The organism is Pseudomonas antarctica (assembly GCF_900624995.1).
Taxonomy (GTDB): domain Bacteria; phylum Pseudomonadota; class Gammaproteobacteria; order Pseudomonadales; family Pseudomonadaceae; genus Aquipseudomonas; species Aquipseudomonas antarctica.
The window spans coordinates 20696-40373 of record NZ_UYXQ01000006.1 but is presented as its reverse complement, the minus strand read 5'-3'; the positions used below and the strand labels follow the sequence as shown (position 1 = coordinate 40373).

General features: G+C 58.9%; 21 protein-coding genes. 9 read left to right on the top strand and 12 right to left on the bottom strand.

Translation table 11 applies throughout. The features are described from left to right. The first annotated feature begins 32 nt into the window (after window positions 1–32). The 3 genes from E0F99_RS06365 to tldD are packed head-to-tail and all read left to right on the top strand — an operon-like array spanning window position 33 to window position 6204. Entirely contained in the window at window positions 33–3848 is a 3816-nt protein-coding gene (locus E0F99_RS06365; protein ID WP_130908730.1) for a YhdP family protein, read from the top strand. Window positions 3849–3896: 48 nt separating this feature from the next. Next, complete coding sequence (locus E0F99_RS06360) at window positions 3897–4745, top strand: carbon-nitrogen hydrolase family protein (protein ID WP_083360141.1); 849 nt, start codon at window positions 3897–3899, stop codon at window positions 4743–4745. 16 nt (window positions 4746–4761) lie between these two features. Further along, window positions 4762–6204: a metalloprotease TldD gene (gene tldD / locus E0F99_RS06355; protein ID WP_083360140.1), complete on the top strand. Its 1443-nt coding sequence runs from the start codon at window positions 4762–4764 to the stop codon at window positions 6202–6204. Window positions 6205–6248: 44 nt separating this feature from the next. Here the strand turns inward: tldD and yjgA are convergent, their stop codons facing one another. After that, window positions 6249–6770: a ribosome biogenesis factor YjgA gene (yjgA, locus tag E0F99_RS06350; RefSeq protein ID WP_083360139.1), complete on the bottom strand. Its 522-nt coding sequence runs from the start codon at window positions 6768–6770 to the stop codon at window positions 6249–6251. Between the two features lie 108 nt (window positions 6771–6878). Here yjgA and pmbA point away from each other — a divergent pair, with 108 nt between their 5' ends. Further along, a complete protein-coding gene (gene pmbA, locus E0F99_RS06345; RefSeq protein ID WP_083360138.1) occupies window positions 6879–8225 on the top strand; it encodes a metalloprotease PmbA in 1347 nt (448 codons plus the stop codon). 22 nt (window positions 8226–8247) lie between these two features. Here the strand turns inward: pmbA and E0F99_RS06340 are convergent, their stop codons facing one another. Next, window positions 8248–8517, bottom strand: a complete 270-nt coding sequence (locus E0F99_RS06340; protein WP_083360137.1) for a hypothetical protein — start codon at window positions 8515–8517, stop codon at window positions 8248–8250. A gap of 252 nt (window positions 8518–8769) precedes the next feature. On the opposite strand from E0F99_RS06340, the gene E0F99_RS06335 reads away from it, so the two are divergent. From E0F99_RS06335 to E0F99_RS06315, 5 genes are read left to right on the top strand one after another with little or no spacing between them, the layout of a single operon-like run. Beyond that, on the top strand, window positions 8770–9165 hold the full coding sequence (locus tag E0F99_RS06335; protein WP_083360136.1) for a FagA protein: 396 nt from the start codon (window positions 8770–8772) through the stop codon (window positions 9163–9165). Beyond that, on the top strand, window positions 9158–10534 hold the full coding sequence (locus E0F99_RS06330; protein ID WP_083360135.1) for a class II fumarate hydratase: 1377 nt from the start codon (window positions 9158–9160) through the stop codon (window positions 10532–10534). The genes E0F99_RS06335 and E0F99_RS06330 overlap by 8 nt, the downstream gene beginning before the upstream one ends. A 27-nt stretch (window positions 10535–10561) precedes the next feature. Next, entirely contained in the window at window positions 10562–10990 is a 429-nt protein-coding gene (locus E0F99_RS06325) for a hypothetical protein (protein WP_083360134.1), read from the top strand. Between the two features lies 1 nt (window position 10991). After that, entirely contained in the window at window positions 10992–11603 is a 612-nt protein-coding gene (locus E0F99_RS06320) for a superoxide dismutase (RefSeq protein WP_083360133.1), read from the top strand. 32 nt (window positions 11604–11635) lie between these two features. Continuing rightward, window positions 11636–12529, top strand: a complete 894-nt coding sequence (locus tag E0F99_RS06315) for a ZIP family metal transporter (RefSeq protein ID WP_083360132.1) — start codon at window positions 11636–11638, stop codon at window positions 12527–12529. A 37-nt stretch (window positions 12530–12566) separates the two neighbouring features. On the opposite strand, the gene E0F99_RS06310 is transcribed toward E0F99_RS06315, so the two are convergent. From E0F99_RS06310 to E0F99_RS06265, 10 genes are all read right to left on the bottom strand, one after another. Continuing rightward, entirely contained in the window at window positions 12567–12839 is a 273-nt protein-coding gene (locus tag E0F99_RS06310; RefSeq protein ID WP_083360131.1) for an HPr family phosphocarrier protein, read from the bottom strand. A gap of 16 nt (window positions 12840–12855) precedes the next feature. Beyond that, on the bottom strand, window positions 12856–13713 hold the full coding sequence (gene rapZ, locus E0F99_RS06305) for an RNase adapter RapZ (RefSeq protein WP_083360130.1): 858 nt from the start codon (window positions 13711–13713) through the stop codon (window positions 12856–12858). 2 nt (window positions 13714–13715) lie between these two features. Next, window positions 13716–14180, bottom strand: a complete 465-nt coding sequence (gene ptsN / locus E0F99_RS06300) for a PTS IIA-like nitrogen regulatory protein PtsN (RefSeq protein ID WP_083360129.1) — start codon at window positions 14178–14180, stop codon at window positions 13716–13718. 12 nt (window positions 14181–14192) lie between these two features. Next, window positions 14193–14498, bottom strand: coding sequence for a ribosome hibernation-promoting factor, HPF/YfiA family (hpf, locus tag E0F99_RS06295; protein WP_083360128.1), 306 nt, complete (start codon window positions 14496–14498; stop codon window positions 14193–14195). 75 nt (window positions 14499–14573) lie between these two features. Continuing rightward, window positions 14574–16070: an RNA polymerase factor sigma-54 gene (locus E0F99_RS06290; RefSeq protein ID WP_083360127.1), complete on the bottom strand. Its 1497-nt coding sequence runs from the start codon at window positions 16068–16070 to the stop codon at window positions 14574–14576. A gap of 184 nt (window positions 16071–16254) precedes the next feature. After that, window positions 16255–16980, bottom strand: coding sequence for an LPS export ABC transporter ATP-binding protein (gene lptB / locus E0F99_RS06285; RefSeq protein WP_130908729.1), 726 nt, complete (start codon window positions 16978–16980; stop codon window positions 16255–16257). Beyond that, complete coding sequence (gene lptA, locus E0F99_RS06280; protein WP_083360126.1) at window positions 16980–17552, bottom strand: lipopolysaccharide transport periplasmic protein LptA; 573 nt, start codon at window positions 17550–17552, stop codon at window positions 16980–16982. The genes lptB and lptA overlap by 1 nt, the downstream gene beginning before the upstream one ends. Then, window positions 17539–18111, bottom strand: a complete 573-nt coding sequence (gene lptC / locus E0F99_RS06275) for an LPS export ABC transporter periplasmic protein LptC (RefSeq protein WP_083360125.1) — start codon at window positions 18109–18111, stop codon at window positions 17539–17541. Before lptC ends, lptA begins: the two co-directional genes overlap by 14 nt. Window positions 18112–18119: 8 nt before the next feature. Then, complete coding sequence (locus E0F99_RS06270; RefSeq protein WP_083360124.1) at window positions 18120–18644, bottom strand: KdsC family phosphatase; 525 nt, start codon at window positions 18642–18644, stop codon at window positions 18120–18122. Further along, window positions 18645–19619, bottom strand: coding sequence for a KpsF/GutQ family sugar-phosphate isomerase (locus E0F99_RS06265; RefSeq protein ID WP_083360123.1), 975 nt, complete (start codon window positions 19617–19619; stop codon window positions 18645–18647). Between the last annotated feature and the right edge of the window lie 59 nt (window positions 19620–19678).

Sequence of the window (19678 nt, the reverse complement as noted above, 5' to 3'; positions counted from 1 at the left end):
CCGTCCGCTTATTGCCTTGAGGGTCGCCTGACATGGAGCGTATGAAACGCTTTTTTGCCGCTTTGACCCGTTGGGGCCTGGGCTTGTGCGCCTTGCTGCTGGTGTTGGCGGCGGTGTACGTGAGCCTGGGTCGAGAACTGACCCCGTTGGTGGCCGAATACCGCGCCGAAATCGAAGCCAAGGCCCAGGCCGCATTGGATATGCCTGTGCAAATCGGCAGCCTGGAAGGGCGCTGGAGCGGCTTCGCGCCGGTATTGCTGGCCCACGACGTGATGGTCGGCGAGGGCAGTAGTGCCTTGCGCCTGGATCAGGTTGAAGGGGTGCCGGACCTCTGGGCCAGCCTGCTGGCCCGTGAAGTGCGCCTTGCCCACCTGGAAGTCAGCGGCCTGCAATTGAGCGTCAAGGAAGATAAAGATGGGCGCTGGGCGCTGCAAGGCTTACCGGTGCAGGATGACCAGCCGCTGGACCCGGAGCAGTTGCTCAAGCGTATGCAGATGGTCAAGCGTGTGTCTTTGCTCGATAGCCAAGTCACGTTGCAGCCCTTTGACCAGGCGCCGCTGACCCTGACCTACGTGGGCCTGAGCCTGCACACCGGCGCCACGCGCCAACGCCTCGACGCCCGCCTGATACTGCCGGACGGTCAGCCACTGGCTGTGAGCCTGCGCACGCGTATCCGCGCCAGCGAATGGAAAGACGCGCAAGTCCAGGCTTACCTGAGCCTTCCCCAAAACGACTGGGCCAAATGGATCCCGACCAAGCTGACCCAGCAATGGAAGCTTTCGCAATTCAAGGCGGGCGGCGAGTTCTGGCTCGACTGGGCCAAGGGCACCGTGCAAAACGCCGTGGTTCGCCTCAACTCGCCTCAGGTGAAGGGCAGCTACGCTGACCGTAAACCGGTGCATATCGAAAACCTCGCCCTCACGGCTTACCTGCAACGCAGTGATACCGGCCTTAGCGTGCTGTTTGATTCGCTGGCGATGAACATCGGTGAGACGCGCTGGGAGTCACGCCTGCAACTGCAGCAGAGCCTGGCCACCGACAAGGATTTGGAAGTTTGGAAACTGCAGGCCGATCGCCTGGACCTGACGCCCATCACGCCATTGCTCAATGCCTTGGCACCCTTGCCTGAAGGCCTTGCCAACACCATCGAACACCTGAAGGCGACTGGCTTGCTGCGCAATGTGTTGGTGGATTTCCGCCCCCAGGACGCCAGCGACCAAAAGGTCAGCTTTGCCGCCAACCTCGAGCGTATCGGCTTCGATGCTTACTTCGGCGCACCGGCCGCGCGGAACGTATCCGGCAGCATCAGCGGCGACTTGGGCCACGGCGGGTTGCGCATGGACAGCAAGGACTTTTCCCTGCACCTGTTCCCGATCTTCGCCAAACCGTGGCAGTACATCCAGGCCAACGCGCGCCTGACATGGAAGCTGGATAAGGAAGGCTTCACCCTGATCGCGCCGTACATCAAGGTATTGGGTGAAGAGGGTAAAATCGCTGCGGACTTCTTGATTCGTCTGCATTTTGACCACAGTCAGGAAGACTACATGGACCTGCGGGTAGGGATGGTCGATGGCGATGGCCGCTTCACGCCCAAGTATTTGCCGGCGGTGTTGAGCCCGTCCTTGGATGAATGGCTGCGTACGGCGATTCTCAAGGGTGCGGTCGACCAGGGTTTCTTCCAATATCAAGGCTCGCTGAACCACGATGCGCTGCCGGCTGCACGCAATATCAGCTTGTTTTTCAAGGTGCATGACGCCGAACTGGCGTTCCAGCCAGGCTGGCCGCATGTGAGCAAGGTTAATGGCGAAGTGTTTGTCGAGGAGAGCGGCGTGCGCATCCTCGCGAGCAAGGGTCAGTTGCTCGACACCAAGGTCAAGGACGTCTACGTCAATATTCCTCACGTGCCAGCTGGCAAAGACAGTCATCTACTGATCACCGGTGGGTTCGCGGGCAACTTGGGCGATGGCTTGAAAATCCTCCAGGAGGCGCCGATAGGCACTGGTTCGACCTTTGCTGGTTGGAAAGGTGAGGGTGACCTGCAGGGCACGCTGGACCTTGATATTCCGTTGGTCAAGGGCACCGATCCGAAGATTGTGGTGGATTTCCAAACCGACAAGTCTCGCCTGCAATTGGCCGAACCGACCCTGGACCTGACTCAGCTCAAAGGCAATTTCCGTTTCGACAGCGGTAAAGGCCTGAGTGGCCAGAACATCTCGGCCCAGGTGTTCGACCGACCGATCACTGCGCAAATTTTTGCCGATGGCAAACCGGGCAATATCAGCACGCGCGTCGCCGCCAAGGGCCAGGTCACGGTCAAGCGCCTGACGGATTGGCTGAAAATTACCCAGCCACTGCCGGTGTCAGGCGATATCCCGTACCAATTACAGCTGACCCTGGACGGTGCGGATAGCCAACTGATGGTCAGCTCCAATATGAAAGGTGTAGCGATCGATCTGCCGGCACCGTTTGGCATGCCCGCAAGCCAAGGCCGTGACAGCGTGTTCCGCATGACCTTGCAGGGCGCCGAGCGTCGTTACTGGTTCGACTACGGCGAGCTGGCGAGCTTTACCTTTGCTTCGCCGCCAGACAAATTCAATGACGGTCGCGGGGAGTTATTTCTGGGTAATGGGGGGGCGGTGCTGCCGGCTGCAAAAGGCTTGCGTATCCGCGGTGTGCTGTCGGAGTTGGACATCGACCCTTGGAAAAAGCTGGTGAACCGCTACGCCGGCAATGATCCCGGTGGCAGTGCCAAACAACTGCTCAGTGGCGCTGATTTCAAGGTAGGCAAGCTGATCGGCTTTGGGACCCAGTTTGATCACGTCAATTTGCAACTCGATCGCAAGCCGGCTGCCTGGGGTTTACAGCTCGACAGCCTACAGGCCAAGGGCGCTGTGAACCTGCTGGATGCCAAGGGCGCGCCCATTGCGATCAACTTGAAGTACGTGAAATTGCCGGCCGTAGACCCCACGGCACAGGCGGATGAGAACGCACCGGACCCATTGGCTGATATTGATCCAAAAGACATCCCGGCACTGGATATCGCCATCGATCAACTGTTCCAGGGGCCGGATCTTTTGGGGGGCTGGTCGCTGAAGATCCGGCCAACCGCCAAGGGGCTGGCCTTCAACAACCTGGACCTGGGTCTCAAGGGCATGCAACTCAAAGGTGCTGGTGGTTGGGAAGGTTCGCCAGGCGATAGCAGCAGTTGGTACAAAGGCCGCCTGGATGGCAAGAACATTGCCGATGTGCTCAAGGGCTGGGGGTTTGCGCCAACGGTGACCAGCGAGGAATTCCATCTGGACGTGGATGGTCGCTGGCCAGGGTCGCCGGCCTGGGTTGGGCCCAAGCGCTTCTCAGGTAGCCTGGATGCGGCGTTCCGCAAAGGCCAGTTTGTTGAAGTGGAAGGCGGCGCCCAAGCTCTGCGAGTATTTGGTTTGCTGAACTTCAACTCCATCGGCCGCCGTTTGCGTCTGGACTTCTCGGACTTGCTCGGCAAAGGTTTGAGTTATGACCGGGTCAAAGGTTTGCTCGCGGCCAGTAATGGTGTGTTTGTGACCCGTGAGCCCATCACCATGACCGGGCCTTCCACTAACCTAGAGCTCAATGGCACCTTGGACCTGGTGGCCGACCGCGTCGATGCCAAACTGCTGGTCACCTTGCCGGTGACCAATAATTTGCCGATTGCCGCGTTGATCGTGGGTGCGCCAGCCATTGGTGGCGCACTGTTCTTGATTGACAAGTTGATCGGTGACCGTGTTTCGCGCTTCGCCAGCGTGCAATACAAGGTGCAAGGTCCGTGGAAGGATCCCAAAATCACTTTCGACAAGCCATTTGAAAAACCAAACTGAGAGCCTGTGGAGTAGCATGGCCGCATGCCCTTTACGGAGTGTCGGCCTATGTCCTTTGCGGTAATTCAAATGGTCAGCCAGCGTGATGTCCTGGCCAACCTGGCCCAGGCCCGGCGCTTACTCGAACAAGCGGCGGCGGGCGGCGCGAAGCTGGTAGTACTGCCGGAAAACTTCGCCGCCATGGGCCGCCGTGACGTAGCCGATATCGGTCGCGCCGAAGCATTGGGCGAAGGCCCGATCCTGCCATGGTTGAAACAGGCCGCCCGCGACCTCACCTTATGGATAGTGGCTGGCACATTGCCGTTGCCGCCCAAGGACCAACCCAGCGCCAAGTCCAACGCCTGCTCGCTGCTGATCGATGATCAGGGCGAAATCGTCGCCCGTTACGACAAATTGCACCTGTTCGATGTCGACGTGGCGGATGCTCGAGGTCGTTATCGCGAATCCGACGACTATGCTTTCGGTAGCAATGTGGTGGTAGCGGACACGCCGGTGGGTCGCTTGGGCCTGACGGTGTGCTACGACCTGCGGTTCCCCGAGCTGTACAGCGAATTGCGTGCGGCGGGGGCTGAATTGATTACCGCGCCCTCAGCCTTCACGGCAGTGACCGGCGCCGCGCATTGGGATGTGCTGATTCGCGCGCGAGCCATTGAAACCCAGTGCTACCTGCTGGCGGCTGCTCAAGGCGGCGTACACCCAGGCCCACGGGAAACCTTTGGCCATGCAGCTATTGTCGACCCTTGGGGTCGTGTGCTGACACAACAGAATCAAGGCGAAGCGGTGTTATTGGCCGAACGCAATAGCAGTGAACAGGCGTCGATACGGGCGCGCATGCCGGTGGTCAACCATCGGCGCTTTTTTTCGCAGGGCGCGCAGCGGCCTGCTTCGGAACGATGAATTTAAGGCCAAACCTATGAGCGAGTTGTTGTCCTCAGTCAGTGAACACCTCCTGGCACCCGGTGGCGTGACCATCGAAAGCTTGCAAGCCGTGCTTGGCGATCTGGCCGGGCCCGGCATCGATGCAGCCGACCTGTATTTCCAAGGGCAGATTTCCGAGTCCTGGGCCCTCGAAGACGGCATCGTCAAGGAAGGCAGCTTCAACCTTGACCAAGGCGTGGGCGTGCGCGCGCAATCCGGTGAGAAAACCGGTTTTGCGTACAGTAACGCTATCACTCTCGAAGCTCTGGGCCTGGCAGCTCGTGCGGCACGCTCGATCTCCCGCGCCGGCCAGAACGGCACGGTACAGGCCTTCAGCACCCAGGACGTGGCCCAGCTGTACGCGCCGAATAACCCGCTGGAAGTGATCAGCCGGGCGGAAAAAGTCGATTTGCTCAAGCGTATCGACGCCGCTACCCGCGCCCTCGACCCGCGTATCCAGCAAGTCACCGTGAGCATGGCGGGTGTGTGGGAACGCATCCTCGTGGCCTCCACCGACGGTGGCCTGGCGGCGGATGTACGGCCGCTGGTGCGCTTTAATGTCAGTGTGATCGTCGAGCAGAACGGTCGCCGCGAGCGCGGTGGCCATGGCGGCGGCGGGCGTACCGACTACCGTTATTTCCTCACCGACGATCGCGCCATGGGCTACGCCCGTGAAGCGCTGCGCCAGGCGCTGGTCAATCTGGAGGCCATTCCTGCGCCGGCCGGTACATTGCCGGTGGTGCTGGGTTCGGGTTGGTCCGGCGTATTACTCCACGAAGCGGTAGGCCATGGCCTGGAAGGCGATTTCAACCGTAAGGGCAGCTCGGCCTACAGCGGGCGCATGGGCGAGATGGTCGCCTCCAAGCTGTGCACCATCGTTGATGATGGCACCCTGGCCGGTCGTCGTGGTTCGCTGAGCGTCGACGACGAAGGTACGCCGACCGAGTGCACCACGCTGATTGAAAACGGTGTGCTCAAGGGCTATATGCAGGACAAGCTCAACGCCCGCCTGATGGGCGTGGCGCGTACCGGTAACGGCCGTCGCGAATCCTACGCGCACCTTCCGATGCCACGCATGACCAACACCTACATGCTCGGTGGCGAAAGCGACCCGGAGGAAATCATCGCCTCGGTAAAACGCGGGATCTACTGCGCCAACCTTGGCGGTGGCCAAGTGGACATTACCAGCGGCAAATTTGTGTTCTCCACCAGCGAGGCGTACCTGATTGAAGACGGCAAGATCACCGCGCCGGTCAAAGGGGCGACGTTGATTGGTAACGGGCCGGAAGCCATGAGCAAGGTGTCGATGGTCGGTAACGACCTGTCGCTGGACAGCGGCGTCGGCACGTGCGGCAAAGATGGGCAGTCGGTGCCGGTCGGCGTTGGCCAACCAACCTTGAAGATTGATGCGATCACCGTGGGTGGCACGGGGTCGTAAGAGTGGAGCTTCGGGTGGCGAAGATCGCCACCCGGGGAAGAGGGTCAGCGCAGGCCGCGTTGAGTCTCGTCCAGCTCACGGATGTACTTGAAAATTTTACGGCTGGTGGCCGGAGCCTTGTTTTGCGCCAGTTCGTGCTGGGCCTGACGAATCAGGGAGCGCAGTTGCTGGCGGTCCGCGTCCGGATAGTCCACTACGAACTTCTCCAGTACAGCGTCATCGCCCGAAATCAGGCGGTCACGCCAACGTTCCAGGTTATGGAAGCGTTCGTTGTACTGGCGAGTGGAGGCATCGAGTTGATCGAGCAAAGTCAGAATGGCGTCAGTGTCCTGATCGCGCATCAGCTTGCCGATAAACATGATGTGCCGTTTACGCGCGATATTCGCGGTGTGCTTAGGCGCATCCGCCAGAGCCCGGCGCATTTCGTCGGTCAGTGGCAGTTTTGCAACCAAATCCGGCTTGAGCGTTGTAAGGCGCTCGCCAAGGTCAACCAGAGCATGCAGCTCGCGTTTGACCTGGGTTTTGCTTTTCTCCCCATCGAGGGAGTCGTCGTAAGAATCAACCATGGTGGCAGTCCGCAAAGAAACGCCGCCATGATAACCAGTCGGGGGCCGCTTGTCCGGCCCGGTCGCTCGATGGCCTTAACCGAAAGCAGAATTTGAGTGGAGAAAACCATGAGTGCAGCCCAAAGCGTCGGTCCGCAAGCGTTACCGGCACTGCAGGAACAAGTCGAGCAGATCCTTGCCGAGGCTAAGCGCCAGGGCGCCAGTGCCTGTGAAGTAGCGGTGTCGCTGGAGCAGGGGCTGTCGACGTCGGTACGCCAGCGGGAAGTGGAAACCGTCGAATTCAATCGCGACCAGGGTTTTGGTATCACCTTGTATGTAGGGCAGCGCAAGGGCTCGGCGAGTACATCGGCCAGCGGGTCGGATGCGATTCGCGAGACGGTTGCCGCGGCGTTGGCGATTGCCAAGCACACGTCCGAAGATGAAAGCTCCGGTCTCGCCGACAAGGCGCTGATGGCCAAGGACTTGAAGGATTTCGATCTTTTTCACGCTTGGGACATCACGCCCGAGCAGGCTATCGAAAAGGCGTTGATCTGCGAAGCGGCGGCATTTGATACCGATGCCCGCATCAAGAATGCCGATGGCACCACGTTGAGTACTCACCAGGGCTGCCGTGTATATGGTAACAGCCACGGTTTTATCGGCGGCTACGCCTCCACTCGGCATAGTCTGAGTTGCGTGATGATCGCCGAAGCCGAAGGCCAGATGCAGCGTGATTATTGGTACGACGTGAGTCGCCAAGGCGAATTGCTGGCTGACCCAGTCAGCATTGGCCAGCGTGCTGCGCAGCGTGCGGCGAGCCGCCTGGGCGCCCGCCCGGTGCCGACCTGTGAGGTGCCGGTGTTGTTCTCGGCCGAACTGGCCGGTGGGCTGTTTGGCAGTTTCCTCGGGGCGATTTCCGGTGGCAACCTGTACCGCAAGTCTTCGTTCCTTGAGGGCGCCATTGGCCAGAAACTGTTTCCCGAGTGGCTGACCATCGACGAGCGTCCGCACCTCATGCGCGCCATGGGCAGTTCGTCGTTCGACGGTGATGGGCTGGCTACTTACGCCAAACCGTTTGTCGAGAAAGGCGAGTTGGTGTCCTACGTACTGGGTACTTACGCTGGCCGCAAGCTGGGTCTGCCAAGCACCGCGAACTCCGGCGGCGTGCATAACCTGTTCGTGACCCATGGCGACGAGGACCAGGCTGCATTGTTGCGTCGGATGGGCCGCGGCCTGCTGGTCACCGAATTGATGGGCCACGGCCTGAATATGGTCACCGGTGACTATTCTCGTGGCGCGGCGGGTTTCTGGGTGGAAAATGGCGAAATTCAGTTCGCTGTCCAGGAAGTGACCATCGCCGGCAACATGCGCGATATGTTCAAGCAGATCGTCGCCGTGGGTAATGACCTGGAACTGCGCAGCAACATTCGCACCGGTTCGGTACTGATCGAACGGATGACCGTCGCTGGCAGTTAATTGGTTTAAGTCGATGATGGCTTCAGGCTGTTTTGCCTGAGGCCATCAAGTCGGTAAGGAAGGTCTTTTGGCTGCTACTTACGATGTCCAGTTTTTGCAGCGTGTCGTTGATTGAGTCCATCAGTCCTATATCCGAGGGGTTGCCTGTTTTATTGGTGACTCGTCGCAAGGATAAATAAAAGCCCAGTTTTGCATGGGTAGCCTGGTCAATCTTTGGGCCTGCATCAATGATGCGTTGGGCAAGCGAATTGATAGTGGATTCAAGTTCAGTCTTAAAGTCCGTTAAGTTCATAAGTGCTTTCCATAAGGTTTTTTGGTGAGTGTGCAAAAAGGATAGGCCAGGTCGCCTAAGTAATAGGCGCTGAATCATGCCTGTTTTATGTCAGTTATTTCTCTGTTCCCCCCTCCGCTTGAGCCCTTTACTCGACTCGTCCACTTTCCACGCTTGTGCGTGAGGCCTTCCTTCAGGGTTTTGTGTTACCGCACTTGTTTTGATTCTCAATATCATTTAATAATAAATATCATTACCGATTGAGTGTGGATCATGAGTTCTGTCCTGCATGAGGATCCCTATCTGGAAAGCTGGCGCTGGATGAGTCGTCAGATTCGCTGCGGCCTTGATCCCAATGAGCCTCGCCTGATCGAACATTACCTCGATGAAGGTCGATACCTGGCGTGTTGCACCGCGACCCATCCGTGGACGATCGCTGAAACCTCATTCCGCCTGCTGATCGACACCGCCAGCGATATCGCCTTGCCCTGGCATTGGCGCGCCATGTGCCTGGACCAGGCGTGGCGCCCGCTGCGCGACCTGGAAAAACTCTCCCACTGTGCCTGCCGCCTTAAGCGCTGGCAGACCTTTGCCTGGCAATTGGCGACCTGCGAATTGCTGCCTTCTATTTCTCACTCCGACCTGGTGCAAGGATCTTCCGATGAGTAACACTCGTATCGAACGCGACAGCATGGGCGAACTGCAAGTGCCCGCCGAGGCCTTGTATGGTGCGCAAACCCAGCGCGCGGTGAACAACTTTCCGATCAGCAACCAACGCATGCCGGCGCAATTCATTCGCGCTCTGATCCTGGCCAAGGCCGCTGCCGCCAAGGTCAACGTCGACCTCAAACAGATCAGCGAAGGGCAGGGCAAAGCCATTGTCGATGCCGCCCAAGGGTTGCTTGAAGGTGATTACATGCCGCACTTCCCGGTGGATGTCTTCCAGACCGGCTCCGGCACTAGCTCCAACATGAACGCCAACGAGGTGATTGCGACCTTGGCCACACGGCTGCTGGGCGAGGCGATCAACCCCAATGACCACGTAAACTGCGGCCAAAGCAGCAACGACATCATCCCGACCAGCATCCACGTCAGCGCTGCGTTGGTGCTGCATGAGCAAACGTTGCCGGCTCTGCTGCACCTGGTGCAGGTGATCGAACACAAAGCTGCGGAAGTTCACCCGTTCATCAAGACCGGCCGCACACACCTTATGGACGCCATGCCGGTGCGCATGAGCCAGGTGCTCAACGGCTGGGCGCAGCAGCTCAAGGCCAATATCGGTCACTTGCAGGACTTGCTGCCGAGCTTGCAGGCCCTGGCGAAGGGCGGCACGGCGGTCGGCACGGGGATCAATGCCCACCCGGAATTCGCCGTGCGTTTCAGCCAGCAACTGAGCAGCCTGGCGGGCGTGAAATTCACCCCGGGCAAGAACCTGTTCGCATTGATCGGTTCGCAGGACACGGCCGTCGCCGTGTCCGGCCAGTTGAAAGCCACCGCCGTCTCGCTGATGAAAATCGCCAACGACTTGCGCTGGATGAACTCCGGCCCGCTCGCTGGTTTGGGTGAAATCGAGCTGGAAGGCCTGCAGCCAGGCTCTTCGATCATGCCGGGCAAGGTCAACCCGGTAATCCCGGAAGCGACCGCGATGGTCGCCGCCCAGGTGATCGGCAATGACACGGTCATTACTGTTGCCGGCCAATCCGGCAACTTCGAACTGAACGTAATGCTGCCGATCATCGCGCAGAACTTGCTCAGCAGCCTCGAACTGTTGGCCAACTCCAGCCGCTTGCTGGCCGACAAGGCTATCGCCAGCTTCAAGGTCAACGAAGCCAAGCTCAAGCAAGCGCTGTCGCGCAACCCGATTCTGGTGACTGCGCTCAACCCGATTATTGGTTACCAGAAAGCCGCTGAAATCGCCAAGACGGCTTATCAGCAAGGCCGGCCGGTGATTGATCTCGCCCTCGAGCACACCGACTTGCCGCGTAGCCAATTGGAAATCCTGCTGGATCCGGAAAAGCTTACGGCTGGCGGCGTGTAATCACCGACTCTGCATTGGAGGCTCACCATGGAACACTGGAAACGCACGATCGAACGGGCCAATCGCTGCTTTATGCAGGGCGAGTTGGTCGACGCTCGCGAGGGCTATTTGCAAGCCCTGGCCTTGGCTCAAGTGTTATTCGAGCGCTGGGCGGATGCCGACGAAGCGGTGGCGGCTTGCGTCATTTCCCATCACAACCTGGCGGACCTGCACCTTCGTCTGAACCAGCCTGAGGAAAGCGCGCAATACCTTTGTGCTATCCACCAATGCCTGTTGCAGACCCTGCAGGACCCACGCCTGAGCCCGCAATTGCGTGAGGCGGCGTTGCGCCAGAGCAGCAAGACCTACGTCGAACTGTTGAACTTCATCAGCGATCACGGCGAGTACCCGCGTACCCATCGCTTGCTGGGTGGTGCTGCGCCGCAACCGATCACTCCTCATTACGGAGCACATTGATATGACCTACACATTGTCTGCCCTGCCTTACGCCTACGATGCCCTGGAGCCGCATATCGATGCGCAGACCATGGAAATCCACTACACCAAGCACCACCAGACCTACATCAACAACCTGAATGCTGCGGTCGAAGGCACTGAATTTGCGGGTTGGCCGATTGAGAAACTGGTGTCCAGCGTCCAGCAACTGCCGGAAAAACTGCGCGCCGCAGTGATCAACCAAGGTGGCGGTCACGCGAACCACTCGCTGTTCTGGGCGGTGATGTCACCCAAAGGCGGCGGCCAACCCGAGGGTGCGCTAGGCAAAGCGATCGAGCAGCAGTTGGGCGGCTTCGACAGCTTCAAGGAAGCCTTCACCAAGGCCGCCCTGACGCGTTTCGGCAGTGGCTGGGCGTGGCTGAGTGTCACCCCGCAAAAGACCCTGGTGGTCGAAAGCAGCGGTAATCAGGACAGTCCGCTGATGAGCGGCAATACGCCGATCCTCGGCCTGGACGTCTGGGAGCACGCTTATTACCTGCTCTACCAGAACCGTCGCCCGGAATATATCAACGCCTTCTACAGCGTGATCAATTGGCCGGAAGTCGCCGTACGCTACCAGGCCGCTTTGACCTGATATTGACCCTATAACAAGATATAAGGCCGACTATGGGCACTGAAACACTGGCGATCAGCAGCCGACGAATGTTTCGTTATGCGTTTGGCTCGCTGCTGCTATTGGCAGGTACTGCATTGCTGGTGGCCCACGGGCTGGTCTGGCTGGACGTTGAGCCGCGCATCCTGCGTGCCTTGCAGGGCGGGTCGATCTGCGCGCTCGGCACGGCGCTGGGCGCGGTGCCGGTGCTGGTGATTCGTCGGATGCCGGTGGCGCTCAGCGATACGTTATTGGGCTTTGGTGCTGGAGTGATGTTGGCAGCCACAGCCTTTTCGCTGATCGTTCCAGGTATTGCCGCCGCGCAAGGCCTGGGGTTTTCGCCTTGGGCCGCCAGTGGTTTGATCAGCTTCGGTATCTTACTCGGCGCGTTTGGGCTGTACCTGGTCGACCGCAAGGTCTCTGGTGCCAGCCCGGAAATGCTGGTGGGCACGCCGGATAAACCGGTGATCGCACCACGCATCTGGCTGTTTGTATTCGCCATCATTGCCCACAACATCCCGGAAGGCATGGCGGTGGGCGTCTCCGCAGGTGGTGGGATGCCGGACGCCGACAGCTTGGCGATGGGTATTGCCCTGCAGGATGTGCCGGAAGGTTTGGTGATTGCGCTGGTCTTGGCTGGGGCAGGGATGTCGCGGGTCAACGCGTTCCTGATCGGCGCCGCGTCAGGGTTGGTCGAACCGGTATTTGCTGTGCTCTGTGCATGGTTGGTGAGCCTGGCGCAGGTATTTTTACCGCTGGGGCTCGCGCTGGCGGCTGGGGCGATGTTGCTGGTGGTGACTCACGAGGTGATCCCTGAGTCGCGCCGCAACGGTCACGAAAAGCTTGCCAGCCTGGGGTTGTGCATCGGGTTCTGTTTAATGATGGTGATGGATACCGCGTTGGGGTGACGTTATTACAGCCTCACACCCGTCTCAAAGGGTGGTTTCACTCACCCTCGTCAAAGAAGTTATTGATCAACTTCACCAGTGCGTCCATCGCTTCCTGTTCTTGCTCGCCTTCGGTCTTCAAGTGAATCTTGGTGCCCTTACCGGCGGCGAGCATCATCATGGCCATGATGCTCTTGCCGTCCACCATGGACTCCGGCGTGCGGCCGGCACGGACTAGGCAGGGAAATTGCCCGGCAACGCCGACGAATTTAGCGGAAGCGCGAGCATGCAGGCCCAGCTTGTTGATGATTTCAATTTCCAGAGCGGGCATCGCGGGGGTGTTCCTTTCAGCTAAGGTCGCGGTGGCGAACCTGGACGTTCTTGAGGGTTTGTTGCAGCACCTGGCCCAGCCGTTCGGTCAGGTAGACGGAGCGATGGTGGCCGCCGGTGCAGCCGATGGCAATGGTGACATAGGCACGATTGCTCGCAGCAAAACGCGGCAACCATTTGAGCAGGTAGCTGGAGATGTCCTGAAACATCTCCTCTACATCCGGCTGTGCGGCCAGGTATTCGGCCACAGGCTGATCCAGCCCGGACTGTTCGCGCAGTTCTGGCTTCCAATAAGGGTTAGGCAGACAACGCACATCAAAGACCAGGTCGGCGTCCACCGGCATACCGCGCTTGAACCCAAACGACTCGACCAGAAACGCGGTGCCGGGCTCCGGCTGGTTCAGCAGGCGCAGCTTGATGGCGTCCCGCAATTGATACAGGTTCAGACTGGTGGTGTTGATCTTGAGATCGGCGAGGTCAATGATTGGCCCCAGCAGTGTGGTCTCGTCCTCGATGGCTTCAGCCAGCGAGCGATGCGGACTGCTCAGGGGGTGGCGCCGCCGGGTCTCGGAAAAGCGCTTTAGCAGCGTCTCCTCGTCCGCATCCAAGTACAGCACGTCGCAATGAATATGCTTGGCACGTACTTCCTCGAGCAATTGCGGGAATCGCTCAAGGTGGCTGGGCAGGTTGCGGGCGTCGATCGAAACGGCCACCAGTGGTTGTGCCAGTTCCGTGTGGATCAGCGCGCGCTCCGCCAGTTCCGGCAGCAGCCCGGCGGGCAGGTTGTCGATGCAATAGAAGCCGTTGTCCTCAAGAACGTTGAGGGCAGTGCTTTTACCCGAGCCGGAACGGCCGCTGACGATGATCAAACGCATGATTACTGCCCGTTTTGTTCATCCAGGACAACCTGATAGAGCGCCTCGTTGGTGCTGGCACTGCGCAGTTTGTCGCGTACTTCCTTGCGATCCAGCATGCTGGCGATCTGCCGGAGCAGTTCCAGGTGTGCATCGGTGGCGGCTTGCGGGACCAGCAGAACGAACAGCAGGTCGACCGGTGCGCCGTCGATGGCGTCGAAATCAATGGGGGCATCCAGGTGCAGCAGGGCGCTCACTGGGGCTTCACAGCCTTGCAGGCGGCAGTGAGGAATCGCGATACCGTTGCCAAAACCGGTGGAACCGAGTTTTTCACGGGCGATAAGTGCCTCATACACAGCTTGCGTATCCAGTTCTGGCACTTCGCGGCCGATCAGGTTGGCAATTTGTTCGAGGGCGCGCTTTTTACTGCCGCCCGGCACGTTCACAAGGGAGCGGCCGGGGGTCAGGATGGTTTCAAGTCGGATCATGGGTGGGGAGTGTTAGCGGCCTGAGCCCTGAAGAAGGCTCTGCTGCTTTTCCTTATGCTTTTTAAGTTGGCGGTCAAGCTTGTCAGTCAAGGCATCAATTGATGCATACATGTCTTCATGCTCGGCATTGGCGACAACTTCGCCGCCGGGAATCTGGAGGGTCGCCTCGATTTTCTGCTGGAGTTTGTCGACCTTCATGATCACTTGCACATTGGTGATCTTGTCAAAATGACCCTCAAGCCGCTTCAGCTTCTGCTCGACATAGTCGCGCAGTGGAGGGGTGACTTCTATATGTTGTCCACTGATGTTGACTTGCATACAGCTTCTCCTTCGTTGCCAGTGCATAAAGCGGCGGGTAGGAATACCCGCCACTGGAACGCTATGGCCCGCCCGTCACATCAAACGCTTACGCTCGCTGGAAGGCGCGATCCCGAGGGACTCGCGGTACTTGGCGACGGTTCGACGGGCGACCTGAATGCCTTGTGCCTCCAGTAAACCAGCGATCTTACTGTCACTCAATGGCTTTTTCTGATTTTCCGCAGCAACCAGTTTTTTGATGATCGCGCGGATCGCCGTGGACGAGCATTCACCGCCTTCGGAGGTGCTGACGTGGCTGGAGAAAAAGTATTTCAACTCATAAATACCCCGCGGGGTATGCATGAATTTCTGTGTGGTCACCCGGGAAATCGTCGACTCGTGCATGCCCACCGCCTCGGCGATGTCATGCAGCACCAGCGGTTTCATCGCCTCGTCGCCATATTCCAGAAAGCCACGCTGGTGCTCGACGATCTGGGTGGCTACCTTCATCAGGGTTTCGTTGCGGCTTTGCAGGCTCTTGATGAACCAGCGCGCTTCCTGCAGTTGGTTGCGCATGAACGTGTTGTCTGCACTGGTGTCGGCGCGGCGCACAAAGCCTGCATATTGCGGGTTGACCCGCAGGCGTGGCACTGACTCCTGGTTCAGTTCAACCAGCCAGCGTTCGTTATCCTTGCGCACGATCACATCGGGAACGACGTATTCGGCTTCGCTGGACTCGATCTGAGAGCCCGGGCGAGGGTTGAGGCTCTGAACCAGCTCGATGACTTGGCGCAGGTCGTCTTCCTTGAGTTTCATGCGGCGCATCAACTGGCTGTAGTCGCGGCTGCCCAGCAGGTCGATGTAGTCGGTAACCAGGCGCTGGGCCTCAGCGAGCCAAGGGGTCTTGGCGGGCAGTTGGCGCAGTTGCAGCAGCAGGCACTCGCTTAAGGTGCGCGCACCAATGCCGGCAGGCTCGAATTGCTGGATGCGGTGCAGGACGGCTTCGATCTCGTCCAGCTCGATGTCCAGTTCCGGGTCGAAGGCCTCGAGGATTTCATCAAGGGTTTCGTCCAGGTAGCCCTGGTTATTGATGCAGTCGATCAGGGTGACGGCGATCAGGCGATCGGTGTCGGACATCGGTGCCAGGTTCAGTTGCCACAGCAAATGGCTTTGCAGGCTCTCTCCGGCGGATGTACGGGTGGTGAAATCCCACTCGTCATCATCATTATTGCTCGGCAGGCTGCTGGCGCTGGTCTGGTAAACGTCTTCCCACGCGGTGTCCACGGGAAGCTCGTTGGGAATGCGTTCGTTCCAGTCGCCTTCCTCGAGGTTATCCACCGTAGGAGCGGTTTCCTGGTAGGAGGGTTCCTGCACGTCGGAATTGGGTTTTTGCTCGATGTTGTCGGCCAGCGGGTCTGCATTATCGAAGTCTTCGCCTTCTTCTTGGCGTTCGAGCATCGGATTGGACTCCAGGGCCTCCTGGATTTCCTGTTGCAGGTCCAGGGTCGACAATTGGAGCAGGCGGATGGCCTGTTGCAGCTGCGGTGTCATCGTCAGCTGCTGGCCCATTCTCAGGACTAGCGATGGTTTCATGGCAGGGGCTTAACACCTTATTCGCCGGCGCAATGCGCCATCCACGACAGGGCGCGTGAGCGCCAAACATAAGCAAATTATATGCCTGATGTCGGGGGCTTTGCCTAGAGCGCGGTAACAATAAAAAAAACGAGGTTTTTATTGACTACCGCGCGCCTTGGCATATGGCCAGACACCACAGTGCTTACAGGCGGAACTCGTGGCCCAGGTACACTTCCTTGACCAGCTCGTTGGCCAGGATGGTGGCGGAATCGCCTTCGGCGATCAGTTGACCATCGTTGACGATATAAGCCGTTTCACAGATATCGAGCGTCTCACGGACATTGTGGTCGGTGATCAATACACCGATGCCCTTGGCCTTGAGGTGGTGAATGATCTGCTTGATGTCGCCGACCGAAATTGGGTCGACGCCGGCAAACGGTTCATCCAGCAGGATGAATTTCGGCGCGGTAGCCAGGGCGCGGGCGATTTCAACACGACGACGCTCACCACCGGACAAGCTCATGCCGAGGTTGTCGCGAATATGGTTGATGTGGAATTCCTGCAGCAAGCTTTCCAGCTCTTTGCGGCGGCCGTCACGGTCGAGCTCCTTGCGGGTCTCGAGGATCGCCATGATGTTGTCGGCAACCGACAGTTTGCGGAAGATCGACGCTTCCTGGGGAAGATAGCCGATACCTGCGCGTGCACGACCGTGCATGGGCTGGTGGCTGACATCCAGGTCGTCAATCAGCACGCGCCCCTGATCGGCCTGAACCAACCCGACGATCATATAGAAGCATGTGGTCTTGCCGGCACCGTTTGGGCCAAGCAAGCCGACGACCTGGCCACTGTCGATCGACAGGCTCACGTCGCGCACGACCTGGCGGCTTTTATAGGCCTTGGCCAGATGCTGGGCTTTCAGGGTTGCCATTAGTTCGCCTTCTTCGCAGGTGCAGGTGCAGGTTGGGCGGTGCCGTCTTTCTTCTTCGGTTGGATAACCATGTCGATACGCGGGCGAGGTGCGGTGACCTTGTTGCCATTGGCACGGCCGGCCTGAGCGATCTGCTTCACGGTGTCATAGGTGATTTTTTCACCTTCTGTGGTGTTGCCATCGGTGCTGACCACTTTGGCCTGATCGATCAGGACAATGCGGTTCTGCTGGGCGTGGTACTGGATGGTCTTGCCGTAGCCCTTCATCGGGGCGGTATCGGCGGGCGCCTGCTTCTGTTCGAAATAGGCCAAGTTACCCACCGACGTCACTACGTCAATATCGCCGGCTGGGGTACGCGTGAGCGTCACCGTGTTGCCAGTGATTTTCATCGTGCCTTGGGTGATGATCACGCCGCCCGTGTAGGTCGCGACGCCTTGCTTGTCATCCAGCTGCGCATCGTCAGCCTGAATGTGGATCGGTTGCTGGCTATCGTTCGGCAGAGCCCAGGCGCTCACGCTTCCCAGTGCTGCGCCCAGACCGAGCAAAATAGGGAGGGTTTTAACGAGCCTCATACTGTCCTCTTACGTTCGATAGCAGGTGTATCCTGCTTTCTTTCAAATACGCTTTCATTCCCTTGCCAGTCGATACACCGCCAGCGCCGTCGATTCTAACGTCTTGCTCGGTCTGCGCATATTGCTGTTGTGGGAAAACCGTCATGCGACTGCTGGTAATGATGGTGTCACGCTTCTTGTCGTCGGTACGTGCAATACGTACCGAGTCGATCAGTTCGACTTGGGTGCCACCTTTGTTCACTTCACCGCGCTTGCTGGTGACGTGCCATGGGAACTCGGTACCCCGGTAAAGATTCAGGTCGGGATTGGTCAGCAGGCTGACGTCCGTGGCCTTCAGGTTCTCGACTTTATCAGCGGTCATTTCGTACTGAACCTTGCCGTCGGGCAGGAACTGTATGGTGTGAGCGTTGATCGCGTAGTAGGCGATAGCGCTATCGTCGACGGCCGCTACAGGCTTGTCGAGGAAGCGCTCCGGGCTGATATTCCAGTAGCCCACCGCCAGGAACAGCGCGGCAATCACTGCGAATAACAGAAAGTTGCGAATCTTTTTGCTCAGCATAAAACGCTCTATAGGTAGGCGGCGTGGGCCGCTTCAAGACTGCCCTGGGCACGCAGGATCAACTCGCAGAACTCGCGGGCGGCACCTTCACCACCACGTGCGGTAGTAATGCCGTGCGCGTGTTCGCGGACAAACGCCGCGGCATTCGCGACGGCCATGCCCAGGCCCACCCGGCGAATAACCGGCAGGTCGGGCAGGTCGTCACCCAGGTAGGCGACCTGCTCATAGCTTAGGTTGAGTTGGCCAAGAAGCTCGTCCAGAACCACCAGTTTATCCTCGCGGCCCTGATACAGGTGAGCAATACCCAGGTTTTGTGCACGGCGTTCCACAACCGGAGTTTTCCGACCGCTGATAATCGCCGTTTGCACGCCCGCCGCCATCAGCATCTTGATGCCTTGACCGTCGAGGGTGTTGAACGTCTTGAATTCGCTGCCGTCTTCGAGAAAGTATAGGCGGCCATCGGTCAGCACACCGTCAACGTCGAAAATCGCCAGCTTGATGTTTTTACCGCGTTGCAACAGGTCGCTGCTCATTTACATCACTCCCGCACGCAGCAAGTCGTGCATGTTCAGGGCGCCAATCGGGCGGTCGTCGCCATTGACCACCACCAGCGCGCCGATCTTGTGGTCTTCCATGATCTTCAACGCTTCGGCTGCAAGCATCTCGGAGCGGGCGGTCTTGCCGTGTGGCGTCATGACCGCATCAATAGTAGCGGTATGGATATCGATGGTGCGGTCCAGAGTGCGGCGCAAGTCGCCGTCAGTAAATACCCCGGCTAGACGCCCATCGGCTTCCAGGATCACGGTCATGCCCAAGCCTTTGCGGGTCATTTCCATCAGCGCGTCCTTCAGCAGAGTGCCGCGCTGCACGTGGGGCAATTCATCGCCCGAGTGCATGACGTTTTCCACTTTAAGCAGCAGGCGACGGCCCAGGGCGCCGCCCGGGTGGGAAAACGCGAAATCTTCAGCGGTAAAACCGCGAGCTTCCAGCAGAGCAACCGCCAAGGCGTCGCCCATGACCAGGGCGGCGGTGGTGGAGGAGGTTGGTGCCAGGTTCAGCGGGCACGCCTCATGGGCCACATGCACATTCAAATTAACTTCGGCGGCCTTGGCCAGCGTGGACTCCGGGTTGCCGGTGACGCTGATCATCTTGATGCCCAGGCGCTTGATCAGCGGCAGCAGCGTCACGATTTCATTGGTGGTCCCGGAGTTCGACAGCGCCAGAATGATGTCATCCTTGGTGATCATGCCCATGTCGCCGTGGCTGGCTTCGGCCGGGTGCACGAAAAAAGCCGTGGTGCCGGTGCTCGCCAGCGTGGCGGCGATCTTATTGCCGACGTGGCCGGATTTGCCCATGCCCACCACGACAACGCGGCCCTTGCTGGCCAGAATCATCTCGCAGGCGCGTACGAAATCCGCGTCGATATGGGCCAGTAAACCTTCTACGGCTTCAAGCTCGAGGCGAATGGTGCGTTGTGCGGATTGAATAAGGTCGCTGGATTGGCTCATGTCTGAAATCGTATAGCCTGACGAAAAGTCGGCGATTATAGCGGTAATGATCAATTCCC

Excerpts from the sequence above, each read along its gene's own strand:
- E0F99_RS06335 (WP_083360136.1), top strand. The coding sequence starts at position 8,770 with ATGAGTTCTGTCCTGCATGAGGATCCCTATCTGGAAAGCTGGCGCTGG.
- E0F99_RS06330 (WP_083360135.1), top strand. The coding sequence starts at position 9,158 with ATGAGTAACACTCGTATCGAACGCGACAGCATGGGCGAACTGCAAGTG.
- E0F99_RS06360 (WP_083360141.1), top strand. The coding sequence starts at position 3,897 with ATGTCCTTTGCGGTAATTCAAATGGTCAGCCAGCGTGATGTCCTGGCC.
- lptC (WP_083360125.1), bottom strand. The coding sequence starts at position 18,111 with ATGCTGAGCAAAAAGATTCGCAACTTTCTGTTATTCGCAGTGATTGCC.
- E0F99_RS06290 (WP_083360127.1), bottom strand. The coding sequence starts at position 16,070 with ATGAAACCATCGCTAGTCCTGAGAATGGGCCAGCAGCTGACGATGACA.
- rapZ (WP_083360130.1), bottom strand. The coding sequence starts at position 13,713 with ATGCGTTTGATCATCGTCAGCGGCCGTTCCGGCTCGGGTAAAAGCACT.
- hpf (WP_083360128.1), bottom strand. The coding sequence starts at position 14,498 with ATGCAAGTCAACATCAGTGGACAACATATAGAAGTCACCCCTCCACTG.
- tldD (WP_083360140.1), top strand. The coding sequence starts at position 4,762 with ATGAGCGAGTTGTTGTCCTCAGTCAGTGAACACCTCCTGGCACCCGGT.
- E0F99_RS06270 (WP_083360124.1), bottom strand. The coding sequence starts at position 18,644 with ATGAGCAGCGACCTGTTGCAACGCGGTAAAAACATCAAGCTGGCGATT.
- E0F99_RS06340 (WP_083360137.1), bottom strand. The coding sequence starts at position 8,517 with ATGAACTTAACGGACTTTAAGACTGAACTTGAATCCACTATCAATTCG.
- lptA (WP_083360126.1), bottom strand. The coding sequence starts at position 17,552 with ATGAGGCTCGTTAAAACCCTCCCTATTTTGCTCGGTCTGGGCGCAGCA.
- E0F99_RS06310 (WP_083360131.1), bottom strand. The coding sequence starts at position 12,839 with ATGCCCGCTCTGGAAATTGAAATCATCAACAAGCTGGGCCTGCATGCT.
- E0F99_RS06315 (WP_083360132.1), top strand. The coding sequence starts at position 11,636 with ATGGGCACTGAAACACTGGCGATCAGCAGCCGACGAATGTTTCGTTAT.
- E0F99_RS06365 (WP_130908730.1), top strand. The coding sequence starts at position 33 with ATGGAGCGTATGAAACGCTTTTTTGCCGCTTTGACCCGTTGGGGCCTG.
- E0F99_RS06265 (WP_083360123.1), bottom strand. The coding sequence starts at position 19,619 with ATGAGCCAATCCAGCGACCTTATTCAATCCGCACAACGCACCATTCGC.
- ptsN (WP_083360129.1), bottom strand. The coding sequence starts at position 14,180 with ATGATCCGACTTGAAACCATCCTGACCCCCGGCCGCTCCCTTGTGAAC.
- yjgA (WP_083360139.1), bottom strand. The coding sequence starts at position 6,770 with ATGGTTGATTCTTACGACGACTCCCTCGATGGGGAGAAAAGCAAAACC.
- E0F99_RS06320 (WP_083360133.1), top strand. The coding sequence starts at position 10,992 with ATGACCTACACATTGTCTGCCCTGCCTTACGCCTACGATGCCCTGGAG.
- lptB (WP_130908729.1), bottom strand. The coding sequence starts at position 16,980 with ATGGCAACCCTGAAAGCCCAGCATCTGGCCAAGGCCTATAAAAGCCGC.
- pmbA (WP_083360138.1), top strand. The coding sequence starts at position 6,879 with ATGAGTGCAGCCCAAAGCGTCGGTCCGCAAGCGTTACCGGCACTGCAG.
- E0F99_RS06325 (WP_083360134.1), top strand. The coding sequence starts at position 10,562 with ATGGAACACTGGAAACGCACGATCGAACGGGCCAATCGCTGCTTTATG.